Annotated in this window: 15 protein-coding genes; 1 reads left to right on the top strand and 14 read right to left on the bottom strand. The window is 53.0% G+C overall.

Translation table 11 applies throughout. From position 1 onward, the window contains the following. Nucleotides 1-46 precede the first annotated feature (46 nt). From MKX51_RS14915 to MKX51_RS14870, 10 genes are all read right to left on the bottom strand, one after another. On the bottom strand, nt 47-1,651 hold the full coding sequence (locus MKX51_RS14915; RefSeq protein ID WP_340992928.1) for an extracellular solute-binding protein: 1,605 nt from the start codon (nt 1,649-1,651) through the stop codon (nt 47-49). 115 nt (nt 1,652-1,766) lie between these two features. Beyond that, nucleotides 1,767-2,672: a carbohydrate ABC transporter permease gene (locus tag MKX51_RS14910; protein WP_340992927.1), complete on the bottom strand. Its 906-nt coding sequence runs from the start codon at nt 2,670-2,672 to the stop codon at nt 1,767-1,769. Beyond that, on the bottom strand, nt 2,666-3,616 hold the full coding sequence (locus MKX51_RS14905; protein WP_340940751.1) for an ABC transporter permease: 951 nt from the start codon (nt 3,614-3,616) through the stop codon (nt 2,666-2,668). Before MKX51_RS14905 ends, MKX51_RS14910 begins: the two co-directional genes overlap by 7 nt. A 137-nt stretch (nt 3,617-3,753) precedes the next feature. After that, a complete protein-coding gene (locus tag MKX51_RS14900; protein ID WP_340940752.1) occupies nt 3,754-3,972 on the bottom strand; it encodes a hypothetical protein in 219 nt (72 codons plus the stop codon). A gap of 46 nt (nt 3,973-4,018) precedes the next feature. After that, nucleotides 4,019-5,197 (bottom strand): Ger(x)C family spore germination protein, encoded by a 1,179-nt coding sequence (locus MKX51_RS14895; protein WP_340992926.1) that lies wholly within the window; start codon nt 5,195-5,197, stop codon nt 4,019-4,021. Between the two features lie 18 nt (nt 5,198-5,215). Beyond that, the gene (locus tag MKX51_RS14890) at nt 5,216-6,319 is read right to left on the bottom strand and encodes a GerAB/ArcD/ProY family transporter (protein ID WP_340992925.1); all 1,104 of its coding nucleotides are present in this window, start codon (nt 6,317-6,319) and stop codon (nt 5,216-5,218) included. A gap of 34 nt (nt 6,320-6,353) precedes the next feature. Beyond that, nucleotides 6,354-7,778, bottom strand: a complete 1,425-nt coding sequence (locus MKX51_RS14885; RefSeq protein WP_340992924.1) for a spore germination protein — start codon at nt 7,776-7,778, stop codon at nt 6,354-6,356. 74 nt (nt 7,779-7,852) lie between these two features. Then, nucleotides 7,853-8,815: an NAD(P)/FAD-dependent oxidoreductase gene (locus MKX51_RS14880; RefSeq protein WP_340992923.1), complete on the bottom strand. Its 963-nt coding sequence runs from the start codon at nt 8,813-8,815 to the stop codon at nt 7,853-7,855. Nucleotides 8,816-10,161: 1,346 nt separating this feature from the next. Then, complete coding sequence (locus tag MKX51_RS14875) at nt 10,162-10,911, bottom strand: AIR synthase related protein (RefSeq protein WP_340992922.1); 750 nt, start codon at nt 10,909-10,911, stop codon at nt 10,162-10,164. After that, nucleotides 10,908-11,804: a helix-turn-helix domain-containing protein gene (locus tag MKX51_RS14870; protein WP_340992921.1), complete on the bottom strand. Its 897-nt coding sequence runs from the start codon at nt 11,802-11,804 to the stop codon at nt 10,908-10,910. The genes MKX51_RS14875 and MKX51_RS14870 overlap by 4 nt, the downstream gene beginning before the upstream one ends. A 180-nt stretch (nt 11,805-11,984) precedes the next feature. Between MKX51_RS14870 and MKX51_RS14865 the strand changes: the two genes are divergently transcribed. Then, the gene (locus MKX51_RS14865; RefSeq protein ID WP_340753643.1) at nt 11,985-13,283 is read left to right on the top strand and encodes an alpha-glucosidase/alpha-galactosidase; all 1,299 of its coding nucleotides are present in this window, start codon (nt 11,985-11,987) and stop codon (nt 13,281-13,283) included. Nucleotides 13,284-13,390: 107 nt separating this feature from the next. On the opposite strand, the gene MKX51_RS14860 is transcribed toward MKX51_RS14865, so the two are convergent. The 4 genes from MKX51_RS14860 to MKX51_RS14845 all read right to left on the bottom strand — a co-directional run bounded on the left by MKX51_RS14860 (nt 13,391) and on the right by MKX51_RS14845 (nt 23,256). Beyond that, entirely contained in the window at nt 13,391-14,605 is a 1,215-nt protein-coding gene (locus MKX51_RS14860; RefSeq protein ID WP_340992920.1) for a peptidase G2 autoproteolytic cleavage domain-containing protein, read from the bottom strand. A 131-nt stretch (nt 14,606-14,736) separates the two neighbouring features. After that, entirely contained in the window at nt 14,737-15,510 is a 774-nt protein-coding gene (locus MKX51_RS14855) for an ABC transporter ATP-binding protein (RefSeq protein ID WP_076075457.1), read from the bottom strand. A 206-nt stretch (nt 15,511-15,716) separates the two neighbouring features. Continuing rightward, nucleotides 15,717-16,988, bottom strand: coding sequence for a BNR-4 repeat-containing protein (locus MKX51_RS14850; RefSeq protein ID WP_340992919.1), 1,272 nt, complete (start codon nt 16,986-16,988; stop codon nt 15,717-15,719). Between the two features lie 628 nt (nt 16,989-17,616). Continuing rightward, on the bottom strand, nt 17,617-23,256 hold the full coding sequence (locus MKX51_RS14845) for a rhamnogalacturonan lyase family protein (protein ID WP_340992918.1): 5,640 nt from the start codon (nt 23,254-23,256) through the stop codon (nt 17,617-17,619). Nucleotides 23,257-23,475: the final 219 nt, after the last annotated feature.

Raw genomic sequence — 23,475 nt, 5'->3', positions numbered from 1 at the left:
ATAAACCACTTATAATCATCCTCGTGGTTTATCCGTATTTCAAGACTTATTTGGTATTCGCTTTAACTTCCCTGTAGTTCTTCACATTCTCATCTTGAACCGCTTTACCGCCGGCATCCATATATTCCTTCACCAGCTTCTCGTATAAGGCGTCGAACTCGGCCTCCTTGGCCACCACCAGCCGGTCAATCATCTGCTTGTTCATATCGCCCAGCGTCTTGCCGTATTTGATATTAGCTTCGTTTGGCACCCCGTAATAGAAGGATGAATAGCCGTCTGTCGTGTTGATTTTGTAGGATTCCATAGCGAGGGCCTCATACTGCTTATCCCCGGAGGCCAGGGCTGCGGCATAGGTTTTGACGTTCTTCTCCGTATCGCCCAGCTCAGCGCCGTTCACAATCACGGTATAGTCCATATTCAAATTACTCGTCATCATATTCTCGCCGGTCTGTGAAATCCCTTGCGGGATGCCGTCTTTCAGCGTATGGTTAACGCCTTCTTCACCGAACTGCAGGAAGAACATCACTTCCGGGTCCGCCATCCAGTTCAGATATTTTATAGCCAGCTCTGCGTTCTTGCTGCTTTTAGGGATGAAGGAGAATATTCCATTCTCATTATATACCTCTTTGATGTATTTGCCTTCGGCATTTTTGAAGGTATCAATCGGAATATAGTTGGCGTCCGGCGCATTTTGCTTCAGCGGTTCACGGATTTTCTGGGTCATCGGATAATCCCAGTTGGCGGCATAGAAGCCTACCTTGCCGTTGGTGACATCGGCATCCGCCTGCTTGGTGGTTTTGTCCAGGGCAAAATCCGGGCTGATCAGCTTCTCATTATACAGCTTATTCAGCCACTTGTAGGCGTCCTTGTTGCCCGGCTTCAGCCAGTTCGGCGTGGTGACGAATTCCTCCTCGGACATCTGACCCCAGAAGGATTGAACCAGGTTGCCGAAGGTATAGTTCATGCCGGCTGCCGCCGTTGCCCAGGGAATGACGCCGTTCACATTGCCCGGGTTCTTGTCGCGGAAGGCCACCAGCGTATTGTAGAGCTCATCCCTATTGGTCGGGAGCGGCATTCCCAGCTTGTCGAGCCAATCCTTACGGATGAACATCCCGTTCCAGGCGAGCAGGGTGCGCTTGCCCGGGATCGATACCTGCTTGCCGTTATATTGGCCGTAAGACAGAACGTTCTCTCCGAGATATGCCTTCAATTGCTGGCCTTGGCTCTCAAGCAGCTCGTCGAGCGTGTGGAGGCCATCGCTTTTGGCAAAGCGGGTGACCAGCGCCCCGTCATAGGTGAACGAGATGTCCGGAGCCTGGCCCGCAGCCATTAATACGTTCAGCTTATCAACCTCCTGGGACCGGGGAACCGGTACATATTCAACAATGGCGTTATTGGGCTTGCCGAAGTGCTCATTGACGTATTTCGTCCAGGTATTATTATTCAAATCCGGCTGGCCCTGAACCCCTCTGTCGAACACCTCTACCGTCAGTTTGGCAGGAGGATCAGAAGGGGACTTTGCTGCATTTGACGACTCCGGCGCAGCGGACTCTTTACTCTCTTTGTCATTGCCTCCGCAGCCTGCTGCAACACCTGTCAGCAGCACGGTGCTGAACAGAACGGCCGATATTTTCTTGATGCCTGTCTTCACGGTATACCACCCTTTCATACCTTATCATGATAGTAATCCAGATTATAGCTTCCTTGCCCCGGCCGCTTCAACTTTCGCCAGCCGGCCCCCCTCCTTTCCCCGGAGTATACCCGCTTTAGCCCTTGATCGCGCCCGTCATTACACCGTCAACGAAATACTTCTGCAGTTTGGGATAGATCAGCAGAATCGGAATGGTGGTGAACATGACGCTTGCAGCCTTCAGCGACTCCGGCACAATGAATGAGCCGATGCTGCCTTCGCCGCCCTGCTGGCTGTCCAGCTGCTGGTTGGCTGAGATGATTTGGTACAGCTTAAGCTGCATGGGATAGAGCTCTTTTTTGGTAATATAGAATAAGGCATCCTGAAATCCGTTCCACCGGTCTACGGCATAGAAGAGGCTTAAGGTGGCAATCGAAGGCAGCGAGAGGGGCAGGACAATCCGGAGAAGAATTCCCAGATCCGAGCACCCGTCAATGGACGCCGATTCCTCCAGACTCTCGGGAAGGGAGCTGAAGAAGGTTTTCAGGATAATCAGATTAAATACACTCATTGCGCCCGGCAGCACCAGACTCCATATCGTATCCATCATCCCCAGGTTCTTGACCAGAATGTAGGAGGGAATCAGACCTCCGCTGAAATACATGGTGAAGACGAGGGCCGACAGAATAAAGTTTCTGCCCCACAGCCGTCTCTTCGTTAACGGATAAGCTGCGCAGATGGTCAGGAACATACACACCGCCGTGTAAAAAATCGTAAGCACAATACTGTAGCCAAGCGTGTACAGCATGTCGACATCGCTCAAAATCGTCTTATACGTCTCAAGCGTGAAGTCAACCGGCCATAACGCTACCTTTTGCGAGATAATCGCTTCGTTGGAGCTCAATGATAGCGCTATCATATATAAGAACGGAACAATGCAGGTGAACGACAAGGCCACAATAAAGACGATAATCGCGATATCTGCCACACTTGTTTTCCGGCCAATCCGTCTTGTTCGTATAATCCCTGACGCTTTCACCATATCCCATCCTCACCCAATTTCTTCGCAATATAGTTGGCACCAATCAGCAGAGTCAGCCCTACTACAGACTGGAACAGTCCAACGGCTGTTGCCTGGGAGAAGTCTCCCGAGCTGATGCCCACTCTGTACACAAAGGTACTGATGACATCGGAATATTCGCTGACCAGTGAATTCCCCATCACAAACGGGCGGTCGAACCCGATCGATACCATTCGGCCAATCTGGAGGATCAGCAGAATATTGATCGTAGATTTAATGCCCGGCAGTGTAATATGCCACATTTTGCGGAGTCTGCTGCAGCCGTCCATATCGGACGCTTCATACAGCTCCTTGTTAATTCCGGTGATGGCCGCCAGATAAATAATCGTGCCCCAACCGATATTCTGCCATACCCCTACAGTAATATAAGTAGCCAGCCATGGGGCCTTCTGTGACAGGAATTCAATCTTCGCCAGGCCCAGACTATCCAGGAAAAGATTAACCATCCCGCTGTTCGAGAACATCAGGTAGACAATCCCGCCGATAATTACCCAGGACATGAAGTGCGGCAGATAGAGAATCGTCTGCGTTAATTTTTTGAACCGGGCCATGCGTACCTCGTTAAGCAGAATCGCCAGGATAATCGGGGCCGGGAAGCCTGCCACCAGATCCAGCACATTGAGGACCAGCGTATTTTTGAGGGCACGATAGAAGCTGTCTTGCTGAAAAATAAAGCGGAACACATCGAGACCGACCCACTCGCTTCCGCTCGTGCCCTTAAAAATATTGTAATCCTGAAAGGCCATAATCAAGCCGTAAATCGGTGCATATTTAAAAATGGCAATGTACAGCAAAGGCAGCAGCAACAGGACATAAAGCAGGGCGTCCCTCCTGATTCTGAGCCAAAAGGTATGTCTTCGGACTAATCCGATCTGATCTTGCTGATTGTCTAAAACCGCTTTCATTTCTCCCATCCCTCCGGCTGTATTAAGGAGCTCTCCTGTTTTTCATTATAGTCAGCCGGGGAGATAAGAAAATGTAATCGCTTAAATGAATTTGGTAAAAACTTAAAAGACAGCCCCCGGAGGAGCTGCCTTAAGCTTCATTTCATAATCAGATCGATTCTGCCGAACAACAGCTTCACCAGTTCTGTAGGACCCGGCAGGCCTGGTTGAAATAAAAGAAGAATGGTAAGCCCCGCCGCCGCAAACGTAATGCCTGCTATAACCTTTCTGGCTTTCTTGTCCTTACTGCCCCGGAATTCAAAAATAATGATCCCGGCAGACAGCAGCAGAATCGTTAGGATCATTGCCATTTTCATGCTACCACATCCTTGTATGGTTGCTGGAATTCAGGCATACCCTCCGTCAGTTGGCCGATTGCTCCGGTATGCCTTGGGGTCCGGTTGCTCTTCCGTTCCCGGTAATGCTCGTCTTGACGGAGACCTCCACCTGCAGCCCGGGGTACATAGCCTCCCACTGCTCCTTCTTCGCCTTCCACTGCTGCGGGTAATGTCTGCGGAAGGTATCGGCGAATCTGAAAAAGTCGGTCTTCTGCTCCTGTTGCGACATGTGGAGTGCCTGATAAGCAGCCTCCTTGAGCCTCTTCTCCCACGCCTTCTTCAGCGCCATCACCTTCGACGGATCAGTCAGGTTGGCATCGGTTGTATTCAGGACCACCTCTCCACTCGCCACAATCCGGATCTTCATCATCCATTCCCCGTTGACGATGCTTGGAGTCAGCATGGTGGTGATTTGTTTAGACAGAATCGAGAAGGAGCCCTCCTCCCCCTCCAGAGCTACCGGCATAATAACATTATTAAGCTCATTAATCATGAGCAGTACTCCAAGGCTTACCGGTTCTTTGACAGTAAGTGTATAACGGCCCTGCTTATACAGGCTTAACCCTTTGAGTGAGGGAGTCGTCGCATTCGGACCATCATTCGGTTCCGGGGGAGCAATCAGGATACGGGTTAGGATGGCCGAACCGCTGGCCCCTTGGAGGGATTGGGACAATTCCAGCAGGGTCACACGCGTGCCGAGATTCATATTTGCCATTTCCCGGAGGGATTCGGAGGAGCTGCGCTCCAGCGGGTCCAGCAGGGCAAGAATATTCTTGGCGGAATCCTTGCTGGAGAAGATATACGCGTGTTCGCGGAACTGCGGATAACGAAGGAAGAAATCAACAAATTCGCGCAGCCCCTGCTTCCCTGCCTCTTCACTGATTACAATCACCTCACATTGGCCCCAGAACATATGGCGGGCGACCTTCCGCTGCAGCCGGTTCAAGGCTTCCGCAATGTTCACTCCTTCAGCTGTGCGGGCCATGGTGACTCCGCTTGCGCCTTCGCCTGCCCCGCCGCTCTCTGAGCCGCCGCCTCCTTTACGCGGAATGAAGATCTGGGCCGTCAATTGCGCCTGGCCGTCCTTATAATCCACACCGGTGGCGAGCACGATCGCCAGGTCATTAATCTCCGTCCGGTCCCAGCATCCGCTGAGCAGTATACTGCTCAGCAGAAGCATAATCATGGCTCTGAAGCCCCGCATTGCCCTCCCTCCTTATAATCATCCTCTGCTCAGACGCTTCAGCCCCTTCTTCAGCAGGGCCAGTCCATAGATTGCGGCGGGAAGCCCCACCAGGAACATCATTGTGTATATGTTAGCCGAAGCGCTGATAAGCGCAGCCACACCCGCAGCGCCGGTCACTACCCAGTAAGAGAACACCATGCTTACGAAGGCGAGCGGAATCACCAGCGGTCTATAATCGTCCAGCCCGAACCATTCGGCGGCTGAGGTGGCGAAGATGTAGAGAAAGACAGAGATTTTGACAAAGATCCCGAAGATCCAGATCGCAATAATGAGAGCCTCAATATGCTGCAAGAAATCGGCAATCGTAATGTAACGTGCAGCAATCATCACCGGAAAAGCAAAGCTGTCCGTCAGATCTCCCATCAGCAGCAGGCAGAACAGATTGGTCACGGTCATGGCCAGTGTTGTTGCGACCAGCGAGACGAGCATCGTCCGGCCCAGATGTTTCTTGCTGTTGACGTAGGGCAGCAGGAAGGCCAGCACAATATATTCGCTGAACCATGCCGCCGGGGCCACCGCGCCCTTAATGGGAGGCACCAGCCCATTCTCCATGAACGGAAGCAGCTCGCCAGGCCGGAGCTCCCGGATCAGAAGCACAAAGATCAGGCAGAGCATCACCACCAGCAGCGTAACGAACACCTGTGCAGTCCGGCTGACCACCTCAATGCCCAGTCTCACATTAATTGCGCAGACTGCAACCATAGACCCCATAATGACAAGCAGGGGCGTTCTGGGAAGTGCATTATTCACAATGAACTCGCCGTATTCCAGAATAATCAGGCCGTTCAAATGGGGCAGAAAGAGCAGAAAACCCAGCCCGATCACCTTGCCCGGCAGCCACCCGGCGATCAGCAGACTGGACTGCATAATGGTCTTGCCGGGATAAAGACGGTTCAGTCCAAGCGAGATCCCTATAACCGTTACTCCAATCAGCGAGCCCAGGATGGGCGATAACCACATATCATGTCCTGCATAATGCATGGTGATCCCGGGAACAGACAGGATAGCGGTGGCAAGAATCGAGGGGAAAACAAGAAAGGCCAGCTGGGTAACAGATATTTTCCCTTTGTCAGTCAACATAAGAATCCTCTTCTCTGGTGAACTCCGGCTGCCGTCATTTGCTCCGCGGCTGCGAGATCCACAATACATCCTTCAAGCCCTTGCTGAACGTCGGAGCTGCCGGTGACAGATAGGGCCTGCCGAACGAACGCAGACTGCTGAGATGAATGACCACCAGGATGATGCCGAGCATGACGCCGATCAGCCCCAGCGTGCCTGCCAGAATCATCATGGGGAAGCGCAGCAGACGGGTTGCGATACTGGCGGAATAACGCGGAACCATGAAGGAAGCGATGCCTGTGATGGCCACGATAATGATCATCGGTGCAGAGACAATTCCCGCAGTGGTAGCAGCCTGGCCTATAATCAGCGCGCCCACGATACTGACGGCGGAACCTATCTGCTTCGGCAGCCGGACGCCTGCCTCCCGCAGCGCCTCGAAGGCTATCTCCATAATGAGCGCTTCCACCAGGGCCGGAAAAGGAATCTCCTCTCTCGCCCGCGCAATACTCAGCAGCAGCACGGTGGGGATCATCTCCTGATGGAAGGTGGTAATGGCGACGTAAGCCGAGGGGAGCAGGAGCGACAGAGCATAGAAGATGTATCTGAGCCAGCGGACAAAAATACTCATGTAAATGTTCTCGTAGTAATCCTCGGGGGATTGCAGCATGGAGAACATATTGACCGGGGCAATCAGACTGAAGGGAGTCCCGTCAATCAGCAGCGCAAACCGGCCCTCCAGCAGATTGGAGACCACCACATCCGGGCGCTCCGTGGCAATCATCTGCGGAAACGGCGAATAGGGCTGGTCAATGATGCCCTGCTCAATATACTGGCTCTCCAGCACATCCTTGATATTCAGGCGGCTTAGCCGTTTATTGACTTCAGTGACCAGTCCCGGCTGAATAATTCCTTCCACATAAGCGAGGGTGACCTTCGTATGGCTATACTCGCCAATAGTCTTGGAGTGCAGCTTCAGCGCCGGCGTCTTAAGCCGCATACGCAATAAAGACTGATTCATAGCCAGAGCTTCCGTGAATCCGTCACGGGCACCGCGGACAGTGGATTCAGCCGCCGGTTCTTCGGGGGTCCGGGTGGGCACCTTGTATAGCGGATAGCCTTTACCCGAAGCCAGGCCGTCCATCAACAGCACAGCTTCGCCGTCCAGGATCGCTGCAACGGCTTGTTCAGCGGTCATAATCTGGTGAATCGAGGCGACCGGAACCTCAGCAGATCCTTCCACAGCCGGTTCAACTGCAAGGCCGGTCTGCTCCAGAGGTGCCAGCAATTGCTGCTCCAGCCGTTCCGTATCGCATAATCCTGTACAATACACACAGAGCGCGGAAGTACGATGAACCGTCTGGAACGGATGGAACACCACATCCTCACAGCCCGCAAACACTCCGCGCAGCACCTGTTCATTCTCTGCCAGCCGCCGGGTCAGCTGGGTCTCCGGTTCTGCTTCCGTTGCAGTATTCATCTGTACTCCCTCCCTGCTCTACCCTTTGAATTTCATATTCATAGTAATGTTATCCTTTGCTACCGGGGGAAGAATTATGCAAGCCCAGCCTTCCAGGCTTCCCGGTTCAATTCACCATTCACCGCAGCAGCGGCCAGCGCGCCTGATGCGGCAGCAGCGATGGATTGATGCATCATGGAGGCGGCATCCCCTGCGGCGTAGATCCCGGGCACGCTGGTCTGACCGGACTCGCCGACTTCAAGAATACCCTGCTCGGATATCCGGCAGCCCAGGGAATGCGGCAGATCCGTTCCCGGAACCAGTTCCGGCTTGAAGAAGATGCCGGTACACGGAATTTCTGTTCCATCCATAAGCTTCACATGGTTAACCATGCCTTCATCTGATGCAATCTCGCGAATAGGAGTATCGAATAACGGAATAGCATGGGCACGCAATTCTTCGCGTTCTGCTTCTGTCAGCTCATCGGGTCCATTCGTGCAGACCGCAAATTGCTTAGTCCACCCATATAACAACGGAGCCAGATGCATGAGCGCAGCCCCTCTGCTGATGACTACCAGCGGCTGATCTCTTAATTCCCAGCCATCGCAATACGGGCAGACAAAAGCGCTCTTCCCGTAGACCTCGGCAAGTCCCAGAATATCCAGCCTGCGGTCCTTCATGCCTGCAGCGAACAGCAGCTTCTTGCTGGTCAGCTTAAGCCCTGAAGCGGTCTCCAGCAGGAAGGCCCCATCCTCCCCAAAAATGGACACTACTGTATCTTCAACGTGTGAAACGGATGGATAAGCACCAAGCTGTTCTATGGCAATCCGCCGGAGTTCGAACGGAGCGATCCCGTCCCGGGTCAGGAAGCCATGCGCTTCCCGGGTGACCGCATTGCGCGGCTGCCCGGCATCTATAACAATCGTCCGTTTGCGTGCACGGCCCAGCATCAGCGCAGCATTAAGCCCGGCAGGCCCTCCTCCGATAATTATTACATCTGCATTTGCGGCATCAGCATTAAGTTCATTTGCGGCATCAGTGTTTTCCAGGTTCTTCATTTGTAAATCCTCCTTGTGTGTGGTTGTGGTGAGTTCGGTATAGGCGGGTGACGACGGGGTTGTTTGCGGATATTAGAGACTTCTGTAGTCTTTTATTGCCGCAAGTGGAAACGGCTTTGCCGTCCTTTTAAAGGACGGTACCGTTTCAGCGAGAAATAGAAGGATAAGTTATCGTGTGCAACATATAAATTCTTATATTTCAAAAAATTAAACACTTCCTCCTCTTCTCCATCGCTCAGTTCTATCGCTAATCTGCATCGCTAATCTGTATTGCACATATACATCGTCCAATCTGCATCAACAATCTGTAATACACATCTGCATCGTCCTAATTAAGGACTATGTGTGTCTATAATAACTTTGAATTTGAAAGATGTCAATTCCGCCGCTTCTTGGCGCTAGGATAGCGGATGAGCCCGAGATGTGTGCATTGCGGGAGCGAAGCTAGTACATCATCAGAGCTAATCTTGAGAATATGACAATGATCAGACCTTATCACGCGAAGGCTTCATTCTTGTAGCTAAACATCTGATGCTGTACTAGCTAGAACAATAGCAAATGCATTTTGTACCATAGAATTCTCTAAAAACGGCTATCACCTAGGCTCTATTGTATTCTGTACAGTTGAATCTCGAGCAATGGCTATTTTTCCCCTGAAATGCTACTTTCTGCTGTACGAAATACAGTAGAATCCCATTTCACAGCAAAATATGAGGTTTCCATTGCAGGAAATACAATCAGTTGGTTATTTGGTGCAACAGAACATTGGGTTGGCGGGAGAGCTCCAACTAATGCGTGCACCTCCTGGAATGTAGTTGCTTTTAGTCAGGGGGAGAACTCAGAGACTCATTCCTACAGTTTTAATGCAGTTCAACCATGCAGTGCTTTATGGCGTGTAGTTCCAAGTAGACATTCAGGGATAGTTGCAGAATGTACACTTAAAAACAGTGAAAAAGAAGGCTTGTCCCCTATAGCTGTAATCTGTACAACTAAATCTGCCCCAACGGGTGGAAACTCGGGAAAGCGGGGATTTCAAGTGTACGAAATACAGCTAAACGTATACTGGGGAGCAAACCAGGCGTTTTAGTTGTACAAAATACAATTAAGCCTATCGCCTATGTGTGGGTACGGTAGTCGGGGCGCTGCAAAAAACGGTTTTCACTAATTTAAACCTGATGCTCTACTAGTTGATTTCCTCCACTTACTGTGGAACGTATGGGCCTGTTTTTGCACTTAATCCCGCAGAAAGCGGGAAATTAAGATACGTTTCATTTGTTCACCGGCAAGCCATATCTGGCTCAATCAAAGCCGTTTTGTTAGCGCTGTATTCACCTTCCGCAGGCTGTTCAATCCTGCAAATAACCGATCAATTCCCTCCTTCCGCCTATTCTGGACTGAAGCTCTCTGAGGCTACGTTCCTCAGCCGCAAAAATCACCGCTGTCGCCGGCCCACCGGATGACTGTAGCTTATCCGCTATTCCAGGCACCGGCTGGAAGCCGCAGCCGTTCAACTCCGCGAGCAGCTCCGCTTCATACCCTGCTCCCTTCGAGCCGACCGGGTGAATGTCATGGACTTCAGGAGCAGCGGCCAGAAGCTGGAGCTGACGGAGGGTACACTGGCTTGCTTCCTGCTCCAGAACAGCGCTTCCGACCAGCGGTTCGCCCAGCATCACAATACAGTCTCCGCTCTGTGAACACCCTACCTTCAAATGCGTCTCATCCGCCTCACCAATCACAGTGATTCCGATACCGGTCTGACAGGTCACGAAATTATCCTCGGTGCTGCCGTTCACATGGGCGGCAGTCAGTCCGGCTTCCTGAAGCAGCTTGCGGATGCCCCTTATAATCTCATTCCCTGTAGGCTCCTTCTCTACCGCTAAGGTATCGATGACCGTTAAGATCTCCGCCCCCACAGACAGCACCTCCATTACTGCAACTCTGGCAGCATAATAGCCTGCAACAGCAGGGGGTGTCTTCACCGCATCCATCGGCTTATTCCCGATGCTGGCGCTGGAATCGCAGCCGATGACCAGCAAGCGCCCTCCCTCTCTTCGTACTATGGTCAGATCCCGGATTCGCTGAACTTGCGGTTTCATATGTTTGATCCCCCTGTATCTTTTTCATTCCCGTTCCTGAGTCCTGCCCGGTACTCGCTCGGCGGCATGCCGGTAGCTTTGCGGAATTGCTTGGAGAAATACAAGGCGTCATTGAAGCCGACGGAAGAGGCCACCTGTTCAATGGTCAGCGGGCTTGCGAGCAGTTCCTTGGCCTTGTCCATCCTGACTTTGAGCAGATACTGCTTCGGTGACATTCCGGTCCGCTGCTTGAACGCCTTGGATAAATGAACCCGGTGGTAGCCGAGCGAGGACGCGATGTGATCAATGCTGAGCTGCTGGTGAAATTGCAGCGTAATCCAGCGGATCGCCTGGTCGATCTGCCGGTCGATCATCTCCGGCATCCCGGACGGATTCGGCGGCAAGGCTGCAAGATTATTCCGCCCTAACTGATGCAGCAGCAGCCTTGCCCAGCCCGACGCCTCCAGACTCTCCAGCCGCGGATAGGCAGATTGCTTGAACGCCTGCCGGATACGTTCATACAAGCTATGCAGCTCAGCGGCGTTACCTTCGCCGGAACGGATAAAGGGCTGATCCTTGGTGATGCCGACAGCTCTGAGGAGATCCAGTACCCCAATGCCCTGCAATGCAACCCACGCATAATGCCATGGAGTGTCCAGGTCGGCCTTATAGCTGAACAATGACCCGGGGATAATTACGAAGGTGTCTCCCGCCCGGCACTCCGCCGCGAACGTCCCGCACTCGAACAGGCCTCCGCCCTCCAGAACGGTATGTATTAAGTAGAAATCATGTACGGACGGTCCAATCGTATGACCGGGAAGCGGCCTCCCCTCACCGCTGAACAGCACTGACAAATCCTGCTCCTCCGGTGTGAGGTTAATGGCCAGAGTGAACTCGTAATGATCCGGATTCATGCAACATTCCTCCATATCTATCTTGTCTTTCTCCATAGGCGGGTCTTCGGTTCTATTCTATAGTGATTATAGAAGAAACAAGCGAAAAAAGCTTCTGAAACCTCATATTTCTGCCAGACGATCCTTCTAATCATTGAAGGACAGAAGCATTTTCAGCAACCCACAGGAGGTTAGACTCTTATGTCTAAAGTTACATTTATCGGTGCCGGAAGTACTGTCTTCGCGAAGAATGTCCTCGGAGATATCATGGCTACGCCCGCTCTGCAGGGCTTCGAGCTTGCCCTATATGATATCGATCTTCAGCGCTTGAACGACTCGGCGAGCATGCTCCAGAATCTGAAGAAAAGCAGCGGCAGCACTTGTACTGTCAATACGTATACTGACCGCAAGGAAGCGCTGCGCGGTGCCAAATATGTGGTGAACGCCATTCAGGTCGGCGGGTACGATCCTTGTACGATTACGGATTTTGAGATTCCCAAGAAATACGGCCTGCGCCAGACGATTGCGGACACGGTAGGGATCGGCGGCATCTTCCGCAACCTGCGGACCATTCCGGTAATGCTGGATTTTGCAGCGGATATCCGCGAAGTCTGTCCGGATGCGCTGTTCCTGAACTATACGAACCCGATGGCAGTTCTGACGAATGTCATGAACACTTACGGCGGGGTGAATACCATTGGACTCTGCCACAGCGTTCAGCAGTGTATTCCTGGATTATTCGACCACCTCGGCATCGACAAGACAGGGGTTCAAGCCAAAATCGCCGGCATCAATCACATGGCCTGGCTGCTTGAAGTTACCAGAGACGGCGAGGACCTGTACCCGGAAATCAAACGGCGTGCAGCGGAGAAGCAGCTTGAACCACACTACGATATGGTCCGCTATGAGATGATGCTGAAATTCGGCTACTATATTACGGAATCCTCTGAACATAACGCCGAGTATCATCCGTACTTCATCAAGCGGAACTACCCGGAGCTGATCGAACGCTTCCAGATTCCGCTGGACGAATATCCGCGCCGCTGCGTGGAACAGATCAAGCAGTGGGAGCAGATGCGCGGGGAGCTGGTGAACAACCAGGATCTGACGCATGAGCGTTCCCACGAATATGCCTCTTACATCCTGGAAGCCATGGAGACGGATGTGCCGTTCAAAATTGGCGGCAATGTGATGAATACCGGCCTGATCACCAATCTGCCGCGTGAAGCCTGCGTCGAGGTGCCTTGCCTCGTGGACAGAAGCGGCGTAACGCCAACCTTCGTCGGTGACCTGCCTCCGCAATGCGCAGCGCTTAACCGGACCAACATCAACACCCAGCTCCTGACCATAGAAGCCGCTATGACTCGCAAAAAGGATCATATCTACCACGCCGCCATGCTGGACCCGCACACCGCCGCCGAGCTGTCGATGGACGACATTGTCAGCATGTGCGACGATCTGATCGCGGCTCATGGTGACTGGCTGCCGAAGTATCAATAAATTCCAGGCTATATTTTAGGCATACCTCCATAACAAAAGCAGCGATCCTCCGTTAACAGGAGAATCGCTGCTTTATATTTTTGAGCTGCGCCCGCTTGCAGAACCATTTATTTCACATAAATTCTAATCTGATCCGGTGCGGTTCTCGCAAGAACGCGGTACCCTTCGGCAGAAGCAGTCGCCACTCCGTTCTCATCAGGCATACAATATCCGTTCACCTGACAGGTTCCATTATCCCGGACCAGAAGCTTGCCCATGGTTCCTACAGCCACCCATTCCGGACGATCAACCCGTGGCACATAGGCTTGAGACGGCTTATATTGAGGATTGAGAACGGCCGCGCTCACAGAATGTGCAGGAGTTAGAACATTGCCCTTCATGTCTGTAACAGCCTCCACTTCCCGATCTGCATAGATGATCCGGCCCCATTCATCAACTTCGTATTTGCCTTTCCAGTGTAAATGACTTGCATCTCCCAGGATAGAAGGTCTTGCACTGATAACGCCCAAGATATATTTATCTGCTGGCGTAGCCTTTCTGACCCGTTCACCCTCTGTGGTCACGAAATAACCCGGTTCTATCGGCAATCCATCCACCGTCTCAAACATTTCGGCATAGTCTGCCCCAGGAGAGATTACAGTACCTTGAAGGTATAAATTTCCGGTAGACCCTTGAAGAATAGCGGCCAAGCCGGGGGTGGAAGCATCCCCATTGGCTAAATGCCAAGAACCGGGATAAAGCGTCTGACCATTCGAACCCATGATGTGAGAACTAGTGTGTTCTGGAAGAACGACCGTAGTATCACCTTCAGCATGAGAGGATAACGCATTAGCAATGGTGGATAAACCTTCAGCATGTGAGAAGAGTCCATTTGCCTGAGTGAGGAAACCTTCTGCATGAGCAGCAGATGCAGTAGCTAAGGTCCCGCCGCCCTCTGCATGGGAAAAATCACCACTCGCGGCGCTATATTGCCCTTCCGCGTGTGAAGCTACACCCGAAGCAGTCGTTTGAGCACCCTCAGCGTGTGATTGCGTTCCGGAAGCAGTAGTTAAACCTCCCTCAGCGTGGGCAGCATCATTGACTGCAAAGGTCCTGTAGCCTTCCGCATGTGCGGCCGGTCCTGATGCAAGCGTCCCACTCCCTTCGGCATGGGACGTATCCAATACTGCAAGCGTCTGGTACCCTTCAGCATGAGCCGCAGAAGCGCTGGCTGTGGTCTCATACCCCTCAGCATGGGAAGCAAACCCGCTTGCGGTAGTAGAGTTCCCCTCTGCATGTGAGCAAGATCCGGAAGCGGTCTGATTGCATCCTTCATCTGCCATAAGCCATTCCTCCTAATATTGTGGTTTTTATGGTCCTACACTACACAATATTGCGGACTTGATGGAATGGACACGGCATGTCTCCCGGGTACAAAACACTATTTGTCATGGATGCCTGCAACGCCTCTTATTCAACCCAACGTAAGCCATCTCCGGTTATGATGCTCCTGCACCTCAACCGGGGTATCGAAGAAATCGCTGAGCACCTCTGACTTCAGGCACTCCGCCGTCTCGTCAGCTTTATAGATTTCCCCCTTCTTAACCAGCAGGGTATGGGTGAAGCATGGTGTAATTTCCTCGATATGATGGGTCACATAGAGCAAGGTGGGGCCGCCTTCCTGCTTCGTGATCTTCTCGATCATCTGCAGCAGCTGCTCCCGCGCAAAAATATCAAGTCCAGTACAAGGCTCGTCCAAGATGAGCAGATCAGGGTTTGCAATGAGAGCCCGAGCGATAAGAATCTTCTGGCGTTGTCCCTGTGACAAGGTATCATAAGTGCGCGATGCCAGGGCCGAGCAATCCAGGAATTCCAGCAGCTCCGCTGCCTGCTTCAGGTCCTCTTCTTCCGTCTTGTCATATAGCCCGATCGTGGCGAACTTGCCGCTCAGAATGATGTTCAGCGCCGTCTGATGGCCGTACAGCTTCTGCTGTAAAGAGGTGCTGACCCAGCCGATCCGCTTGCGCAGCTCCCGCAGGTCCACATCGCCGAAGCGGTGGCCCAGCACTTCCACCTGGCCTTGCGTCGGCCAGATATAGCCGTTTACAACGTTCAGCATCGTCGTCTTGCCTGATCCGTTCAGACCGACTATGCACCAGTGCTGCCCCTTCTCCACCTGCCAATTCATCTCATGCAGAATCATCGTCTGCTCACGCCGCCATGACACCTGTTCAAGCGATATAATCATGTTCCGGTGCTCCCCCTTGCTTCGTAATAATCTTCTAATGAAACATTATAGCAGCTCAATGTATTCTGCGCTTGTGAGACCTGCCCGGACTTACATCCTGGAAATGATGCCCATTCCGGGCAAACTGCAAATGAAAGAACCCGGGCGAATGTCCGGGCCTTTCATTAAGTGGATAGTATAGTTGTGCGGTGATCAATTTGGCCAGCCTAGTTATTTCGCCCATAGTAAAGCTTCAGGTTCGTTACATCTACCAAGTACAAGATGTCAATGCCCTTCGGGCTGCGGTCTACCGCCAGCCTTTCCACCGGGATACCCGGTGCAAGGGAGCTCTCTGTCCAGCCTCCGCCGGTATTCACTGCCATGAACGCACGGTCAGTACCGCTGCTTCGGACATAATAGATTCTGGATGTTGTACCGGTCCAGGTCACATCGATCGCCGCATTCGTGGGAGCAGCGTTATAGACGGTCTGTAAGTTCCAGCCGCCTGCACCGTATGTGGCCTGCTTCACCGCAAAGCTTGTGCTGCCCTCCTCACGGTAACGGTAAGCGATTACGGGACGACCCGCAGAGTCAAGCGTCATCTTAGCGCTCTGTACGCCCGGACCGCCGGGGTCACTGCCGCTCTGCACATAGGCTTCGCTTGGAGCCATTGGCTGCACGATGTCCGCAGTAGTCAGGGAGACCGGTGCTGTGACCGGAGTTCCGTCGGCTTTGCTGAATACACCCGTGGACGGGCTGTACTTCAGATAGGACAACTGATGGCGCAGCGGGCTGGCCGCGAAGTACGCCCACTCGAACAAGATATGCAGATCACCGTTTGCATCAAAGACTAGGTCATCGGGATAGACAGACCGGTTGAGGTGCGCCGCAATGGTCTTTACCTGAGTCCACACGGAATCGGCGTTGTTCCAGCGGAACAGTACAGCCTCTCTTTTACCAGCCGGGTCTTTGTCCACGCGCACCAGCAAATACAGATCTCCATTCGGAGCAGTCGTCACAACCGGATAGGTTACCGTCATGCCTGCGGGCAGCTCGTCCGAGTGATTCTGCGGAATCCCGCCCACGGTATCTGAGCGGTAATAGCGCCAGGCATTGCTGTGCATAGAAGCAAATACGTGGAACCGCCCGCTTCCGTCTCTCGCCATAGAAGGCTGGTTATGCCCGAGATCGTCCAGATATTCCGCAGGGGTTGTCCCATCCATGAGCGGAAGCTTGCTCCATAGCCCGTCGTTGTCTCTTCTTGCAATAGCTACTGTATGCTTACCGGGTATCGACCCTGGGGCGTTATAGGCCATATAGGCATATTCATAGCCAAGCCCATAAGTGGCAATAGGGGACCACCAACCTGCCTGATTGCTGGAATCCATCGGAAAAGGCACCTCCTCCAGCATAGCCGCCGCGCTCCCCGCCCCCGCAGGCACTACAGTCAGCAGCAGCGTCATAATTAGAGCCAGCATCCAATGTTTGATCTGCTTCATTTATTAAGCCTCCTTTATCTCATGACCTTACGCGCATAAATAGATACAGGGTAGCAATGTGAACGTATCACCTGCCTGCTGAATGGAGCTTAAGCGAATAACAATTGAATCCAAACTCGCTTGAGTGTAAACGCATACATTTTTCTTCAGCCCCGCCTCCCTTTTGAACAAATGTACTGATATTAGTGAGCTGGTTACTGCCGTGTGCTAGGTTCGGAACTAGTGTGATATGTGCTACTGTGCGCTAGGTGCTAGTATTACTGGCCCAAGAATAGCACGCTGCCAAGAGGAATGTTACTGTACAATTGCAAGATTGCTGTAGCTCAGGTGCACTAGTGCACTACAGTTGCCCGTCTGACCCGCATTCACTGGATTCAGAGGTACTAATGCACTTCATTTACGCTCGCCGCCTACTTTCGCTCAATTCAAGGGTATTAATGCACTCCATTGGCTCATTTGGCTCATATTCGGTAAATTCAGGGGTATTAATACACTTCACAGCTCCCCTCCAGCCACATTCTGCTCGAGCTATGTAATGTATCTCTTTCAGCACAAAAAGCCCGGTTTCCCGGGCTTTTCCACTAAATTTCACCCGAACAAGCGCATCATCCGGTCTTCAGCCAGCCGCTCACTTGCTCACCGTTACTGTCATCTTCGCCGATCTGGACTCGCCTGCCGCGTTGCGCAGGACCGCTTCGTATTCATAGGTTCCGGGGGTTTTGCCGGAGATTGCCGTGACTGCGGACTGGGCATCCGGGGTATGCGTCTGTAGAGTCTGAGTATCGACCAATACACCATTCTCGTACAGCTGGTATTCCGCCGCATTCGTCCCCCACCACATATTCATCGTAACCGCATAGCTGCCGTCTTCGTCCCAGTTATCGGCCGATAACACTGCCTGACCCGGGGAGGCATCGGTGACCGTTACTGTTAAGGGTGCACTTGTCACCGAACCGTGCGGATTGCTGAGTTCCAGCGTATAGACATAAGCTCCATTGTGTCTGCCGGCAATATCGATCTGCACGGACTGGGCGGACGGTGACTGGTCTGTCAGAGCGCCTTCTTCAATCATTTCGCCGTTCTCGAAGAGCTTGAAGCGGGTACCGTTATTCCCCCACCAGAGATTCATCGTAATTGTATAATCACCATCCCACAGCCCCGTATCATGCCCGTTATTATCGGACAGCACCGGCATGCCTGGAGCGCCGTCCGCCAGCGGTATGCCCAAGGTGACCCATGCCGACAGCGGAATGTTCAGCTCCTTCACCAGCCCCGCCACCAGCTCTGAGACCTTAATGGCACCGTTCATCTGCAGATGTGTATTATCCTCAGTGGTACCCGTCCACATGAAGATGGACTTGGTCCCCTCTGTACCCAGCTCCTGAAAATACTCCCAGCTTGCCTGATTCAGATCGATCAGCAGAGTACCCGTCTCCTGCGCCGTTTCCTTCATCGCCTGCACATATGCCGGGAAGCTCTTGTTCAGCACCTCACCGTTGAAATCCCGCCGGTTCACAGGTGTAACCAGTACTGGAATCGCACCTCTCTGCACAGCACCGTTAATGTAATCCTTCAAGTACACCTTGAACTGCTCCGGGGTAAGATAACGTTCCGGCCGGGACGGCGTGGAATCATTATGCGACCACTGCATGAACAGATAATCCCCTTCATGAATACCAAGCAGAATATCATTGAGATATCCGCTGTTCAGAAAGGTTTTGCTGCTTAGTCCGCCGACTGCCCGGTTATCAATAAGGATCTTCTCTGTGTCAAAATAACGGCCCAACGTCTCGCCCCACCCGGCCTGCGGACGGTAGCTCTCCGCATAATTGGCCACTGTGGAATCGCTCGCCAGATAGAGAGTTGGCTTATCAGCCGCTCCCTGCTCCGGCAGGCGCTCAATTCTCAGCGCATTGATCTTCGGTGTACTGCCGGAGAAGCTGAAGTTAAATACACCATCGATCAGGGCGATATCATACGTCACTTCCTTGAATTCCCCTGCGGGGATGGTGGTGGCCGGCAGCTTGTTCATTTGCTCCACCGTAACACCCGTCTGGGTCACTTCTTGCGTATCCCCGATGGTCATCGTTACACGGTAATTCGCCGGCTTCATCTCCACTACGAAAGAGGTCCCGTTTACACGGGTGAAGTCCTCTGTCAGCGGGTTGCCGGTTCCCCGGTTCTCGTCCTGGACCAGCGCGGTGTCGGCGAACCCGTAGGCATTCCCTTCCACGTAGGCCCGTTTGGCATCCACCTTCGTATAACCTTCTGCTGCACTGCCGGAGCCAAAATCGAAGGCATATGTGCTAATATCGCCCGCAACCTCGCTGGTCAGTGAATCGCGTGCAACAGTCAGCATATTCACCGCATGATCGATTTGCGCCTGCGAGGCTGTTGTCCCGATCAGCGCCTCGGCAGCGCTCAAGGCTCTATGCACCACTGCTGCAGAAGCCTCCGTATACGGTGCCAGATCAATCGCCTTCACCTCCTGATGCAGCGCAATCAACGCCGCCATATCGCCTGCTGCCACCGGCAGCTTGGTGCCTTCCATTTTCACGTTGTCGATCTGGGTGGTCCAGTTCAGCGTGCCTCCTCCTCCTTTTCGCGTACCCAGGAACCTCAAGCCCCTAACGTTATTCGCATAGACGCCAGGACTCAGCGGAATATCCGTGATCGTCTGGGTGACACTCGGGTTAGCGAGACTGGTCAAGGTGAGATCAAGGGTTTTTCCGGTAAAATCAATCTTCAGCTTGACATTCACCCACTGATTCTTAGGAATAGTCGTAGCGGTTCCGCCCCCTGGAATGGCAGTGGTGCCAGTACCATAGTCTGGTGTGTACGGGCCGGTGAAATAATGAATGTTCGTATTCGGGCTTGCCGCTCCAGTCTTGGTGAACAGAGTGAAAATCTGGTTCTCATTCGCATCCTGAAGAGTCAGATGTCCCTCCGACGGGACAGCGCCCACATTGCCGGAATGCCAGTTGAAATCGACATTCACAATATCGCCGTTCACCGCATCGAAGAGGCGGAATACCTTGGCGCGGTTGCCGGAGCCGGAGCCCGTCACAGACAATACCTTGTTCCCGTTCTCTTCTGTCACCGTGCCCGCCATAGTTCCGGCAGTGCCCGTAGCATTCACCATCGAATATTGTGCTGCGGCCGGATCACCCTCGAAGTCCTCCGCATATTGCTGCACCTCCGGCTCTGGCTCCGGCCCGGTAATACCGGGATCAATCACGAACGGGGATATGCTGAGATTCATCTCCTTCACTGCGCCCGCTACCAGACTGGCAATGACCTGCGCGCCGTAGGAGCTGAAATGGGTATTATCGCTGACCCCGTTCGGGTACTTCGGATACTCCCCTGGATTAGCATAGAGGAAAAGCTTCTCCGTAGCCGCCAACCCGACAAGGTTATACTCCGCAATGCTGAGCTGGCTCAGATCGATCAGCGGCACGTTCAGCGCAGCCGCTGTTTCTTTTGCCGCCTTCACATATTCCGGAAAGCTTACGTTGAATTCCTGAGTGACCGTATTGAAGTCCCTGCGTCCTACTGGCGTTAACAGAACCGGAGTGGCCCCGCGCTGCTTCGCTCCGTTCACGTAGCGGGTCAAGTACGCTGCATAATCTGCCGGAGAGGCATAACGGTCAGGAATACCCGCGCTGGCATCGTTGTGCCCGAAGGAGATGAAGAAATAATCTCCCGGTCTGATCCGCTGCAGGATACTATCCAGACGGCTATCCACCATGAACGACTTGCTGCTTCTGCCGCCGATGGCATCATTCTGGATCGTTATTCCGCTGCTGAAGTATTTATTGAATTGCTGGCCCCAGCCTTCCTGCGGAGCTTGCATTCCGCTGTAGGACTGCATCGTCGAGTCGCCAGCCATATAGATGGTTGTTCCGCTTCCCGGGACCTTCTGCGGGTACTTCTCAATCTTGATCTCCTGCACATCGGCTGCCGTGCCGGAGAAAATAAACTCTAACTGGCCGTCCACCACCGCAATGTCATAGGAATAGAGCAGTGGTGTGCCGGCATGGATTTGGGTTTGCGCCAGCTTTTGTACAAATTCGGATTTGACCCCTACTTCTGAGTCTCTGGCTTCGCTGCCCAGCTTAAGAGTCACTTTGTAATTGGCATTCGGCAGGTCCACCGCAAACTTGGTGTTCTCCGGCAGAGAAGCGTGGCCCGCGCCCAAGGTGATTCCGCTTATGCTCTCGAAACCATATCCTGTTCCCTCCGTGTAAGGCGTAGCCTGCACAGAAGTTGTTCCGGCTGGTGGCTCTGTACCGAACCCGAAGTGGTAGACCTGCTCCAGCGGTTGCGGCGCACCGGTCAGTGTCAGATTGGCTTTGGGAAAAGCGGTGGCCTCCGTTCCCAGATAGAAGCCCGTATGCGGCGGCTGGTTGTATGCCACATTCTGCCAGGCGATCCCCAGCCGGTACACCGGATCTTGCATAAGTGTCGGAATTCTGTAGGTTGTAGGAATCGTAGTGGTATAGAGTCTGTACTCCGTGCTATCTTCACTGCGCAGCAGCAGCTCCTCGCGCCAATCGCCCAGCAGATCTGCCTGAAGGGCCGGATTGCCTTTGGTATGATTATTGGTCAGTGTACCCGCCGCCCGAAAAATCTCCTTCAGCTGCTTATTCCGGTAATCCCACTTATAAATCAGCGGAATGCCTTGTGCTGTAGTGTTGTTCCAGTCGTGGTCAAACAGCTCCCGCTGGAGATCCCCATCCCACCAGATGGCGAAATTCGCGCTTCGCGGCACTTCATTCTGCTCATAGATCACTTGTCCGTCAGCTGCGTAGCCGCGGGATAACGGGTCCATCTGCCCGTTCACAATCGTGGACGCCCAAGACTCGTAGCCGGGATGCTCCGGATCGATATCTGCGGACATTCCCCGCCCGGTGTCTTTTCCGGTAAATTGCCCCCAGAGAATCTCACCTGTTGCCGCATCGCGCATCTCCAGCCCGTAAGCAGCATCTTTATGCTCATGCACACTGACGACCTGGTACCCTTCCCGGTTCGGATTAAGCTTCCCTGCGTGCATCGCATCTCCATGTCCAAGTCCGGTGCTGTAGAGCAGTGTGCCGTCATCGTCAATCGCCAGCGCACCATACATGATCTCATCCCGGCCGTCACCGTCTGCATCCAACACACTCAGGTTGTGATTACCCTGTGCTTCATATTGTGCGCCAGCTTCGTTCGTGTCGAAGTTCCAGCGCTTCACCAATGCGCCATTCGTGTAATCGTATGCGGTAAGCGTTGTTCTTGTATAATAGCCACGGGCCATCACAACGCTTGGCTTCGCGCCGTCCAAGTAAGCAATCCCGGCCAGGAACCGGTCTACACGGTTGCCATATCCGTCTCCCCACGCGCTTACATTGCCTCTTGGCGGATCATAGTCCACGGTGGATACAGCAGCGCCTGTGAGTCCGTCGAACAGCGTCAGATATTCCGGCCCGCTGAGGATATAACCTCCGTCATTGCGGTAATCCTTGGTGCCGTCACCGATGACCGTACCCTGCCCGTCTTTGGTGCCGTCTGCCGTTTTGACCACCACCTCGGCTTTGCCGTTGCCGTCCAGGTCATACACCATAAGCTGCGTATAGTGCGCCCCGGCCCGGATGTTCACGCCAAGGTCAATGCGCCAGAGCTTGGTGCCGTCCATTTTGACCGCGTCGATGTAGACGTTCCCGGTATAACCGGCTTGTGAATTATCCTTAGAATTGCTGGGACTCCACAAGAAAACGATCTCATATTCCCCGTCCCCGTCCAGATCCCCAACAGAGGCATCTCCGGCGTAATAGGAATACGTCCCTCCGTCTTTGGTCCGGCCATCGGCAGGCTTATCCAGCGGAATCGGCAGATAAGAGTTATGCCACACTGCCGCCCGCTCCGGCTGCATTTCCTCCTTCCCGGCAACAATCGTAGAAATCTGATATTGCGAGCTGTCCGCACCCGATGTGTCCACATAATTCGTGGAGTTTACAATGGGTGCCGCGTTCACCTTCATCCCGTTCTTATAGACATTGTAAGCGATTTCATCTGAATCCGTATTCAAGTACCTCCAGCTCACAAACACACCGCCATCCGTCAGAACCGCGACCAACCCACGGTCCAGATATTCTGCCTGACGGGCGGGAAGATTTCCGGTAGAAGCTGCTTGTGCCGGTGCGGGCGGGAGAGCAAGCGGTAAGACCAGCAGACAGGATAATAAGAATGTGAGCAATGATTTCTTTACAGACCTCTTTTTTCTACCCATGGGCTTAACTCCTCCTAGTATTCTAAAATCAATTTAGAAATCAGGGGAAACTTCTGCAGATGCTCTCCTAGTTGTCTTCCAGCTTGAGCTTGAGCGCCCCCGCCTCCTTTCCTGGTAGCATTCATATGGAGCGTAACAAATAATAGGGCTCCGTTCTGCTCAAAAAAAAGCACTTTCAGCCTAGAATCGACTGTTATAACGGGCACGCTGGGGGCCAAC

Source organism: Paenibacillus sp. FSL M7-0420 (assembly GCF_038002345.1).
In the GTDB taxonomy this organism is placed as follows: domain Bacteria; phylum Bacillota; class Bacilli; order Paenibacillales; family Paenibacillaceae; genus Paenibacillus_AQ.
Note: the sequence above shows the minus strand (reverse complement) of the source record. Positions and strands in the feature narration are given on the sequence as shown.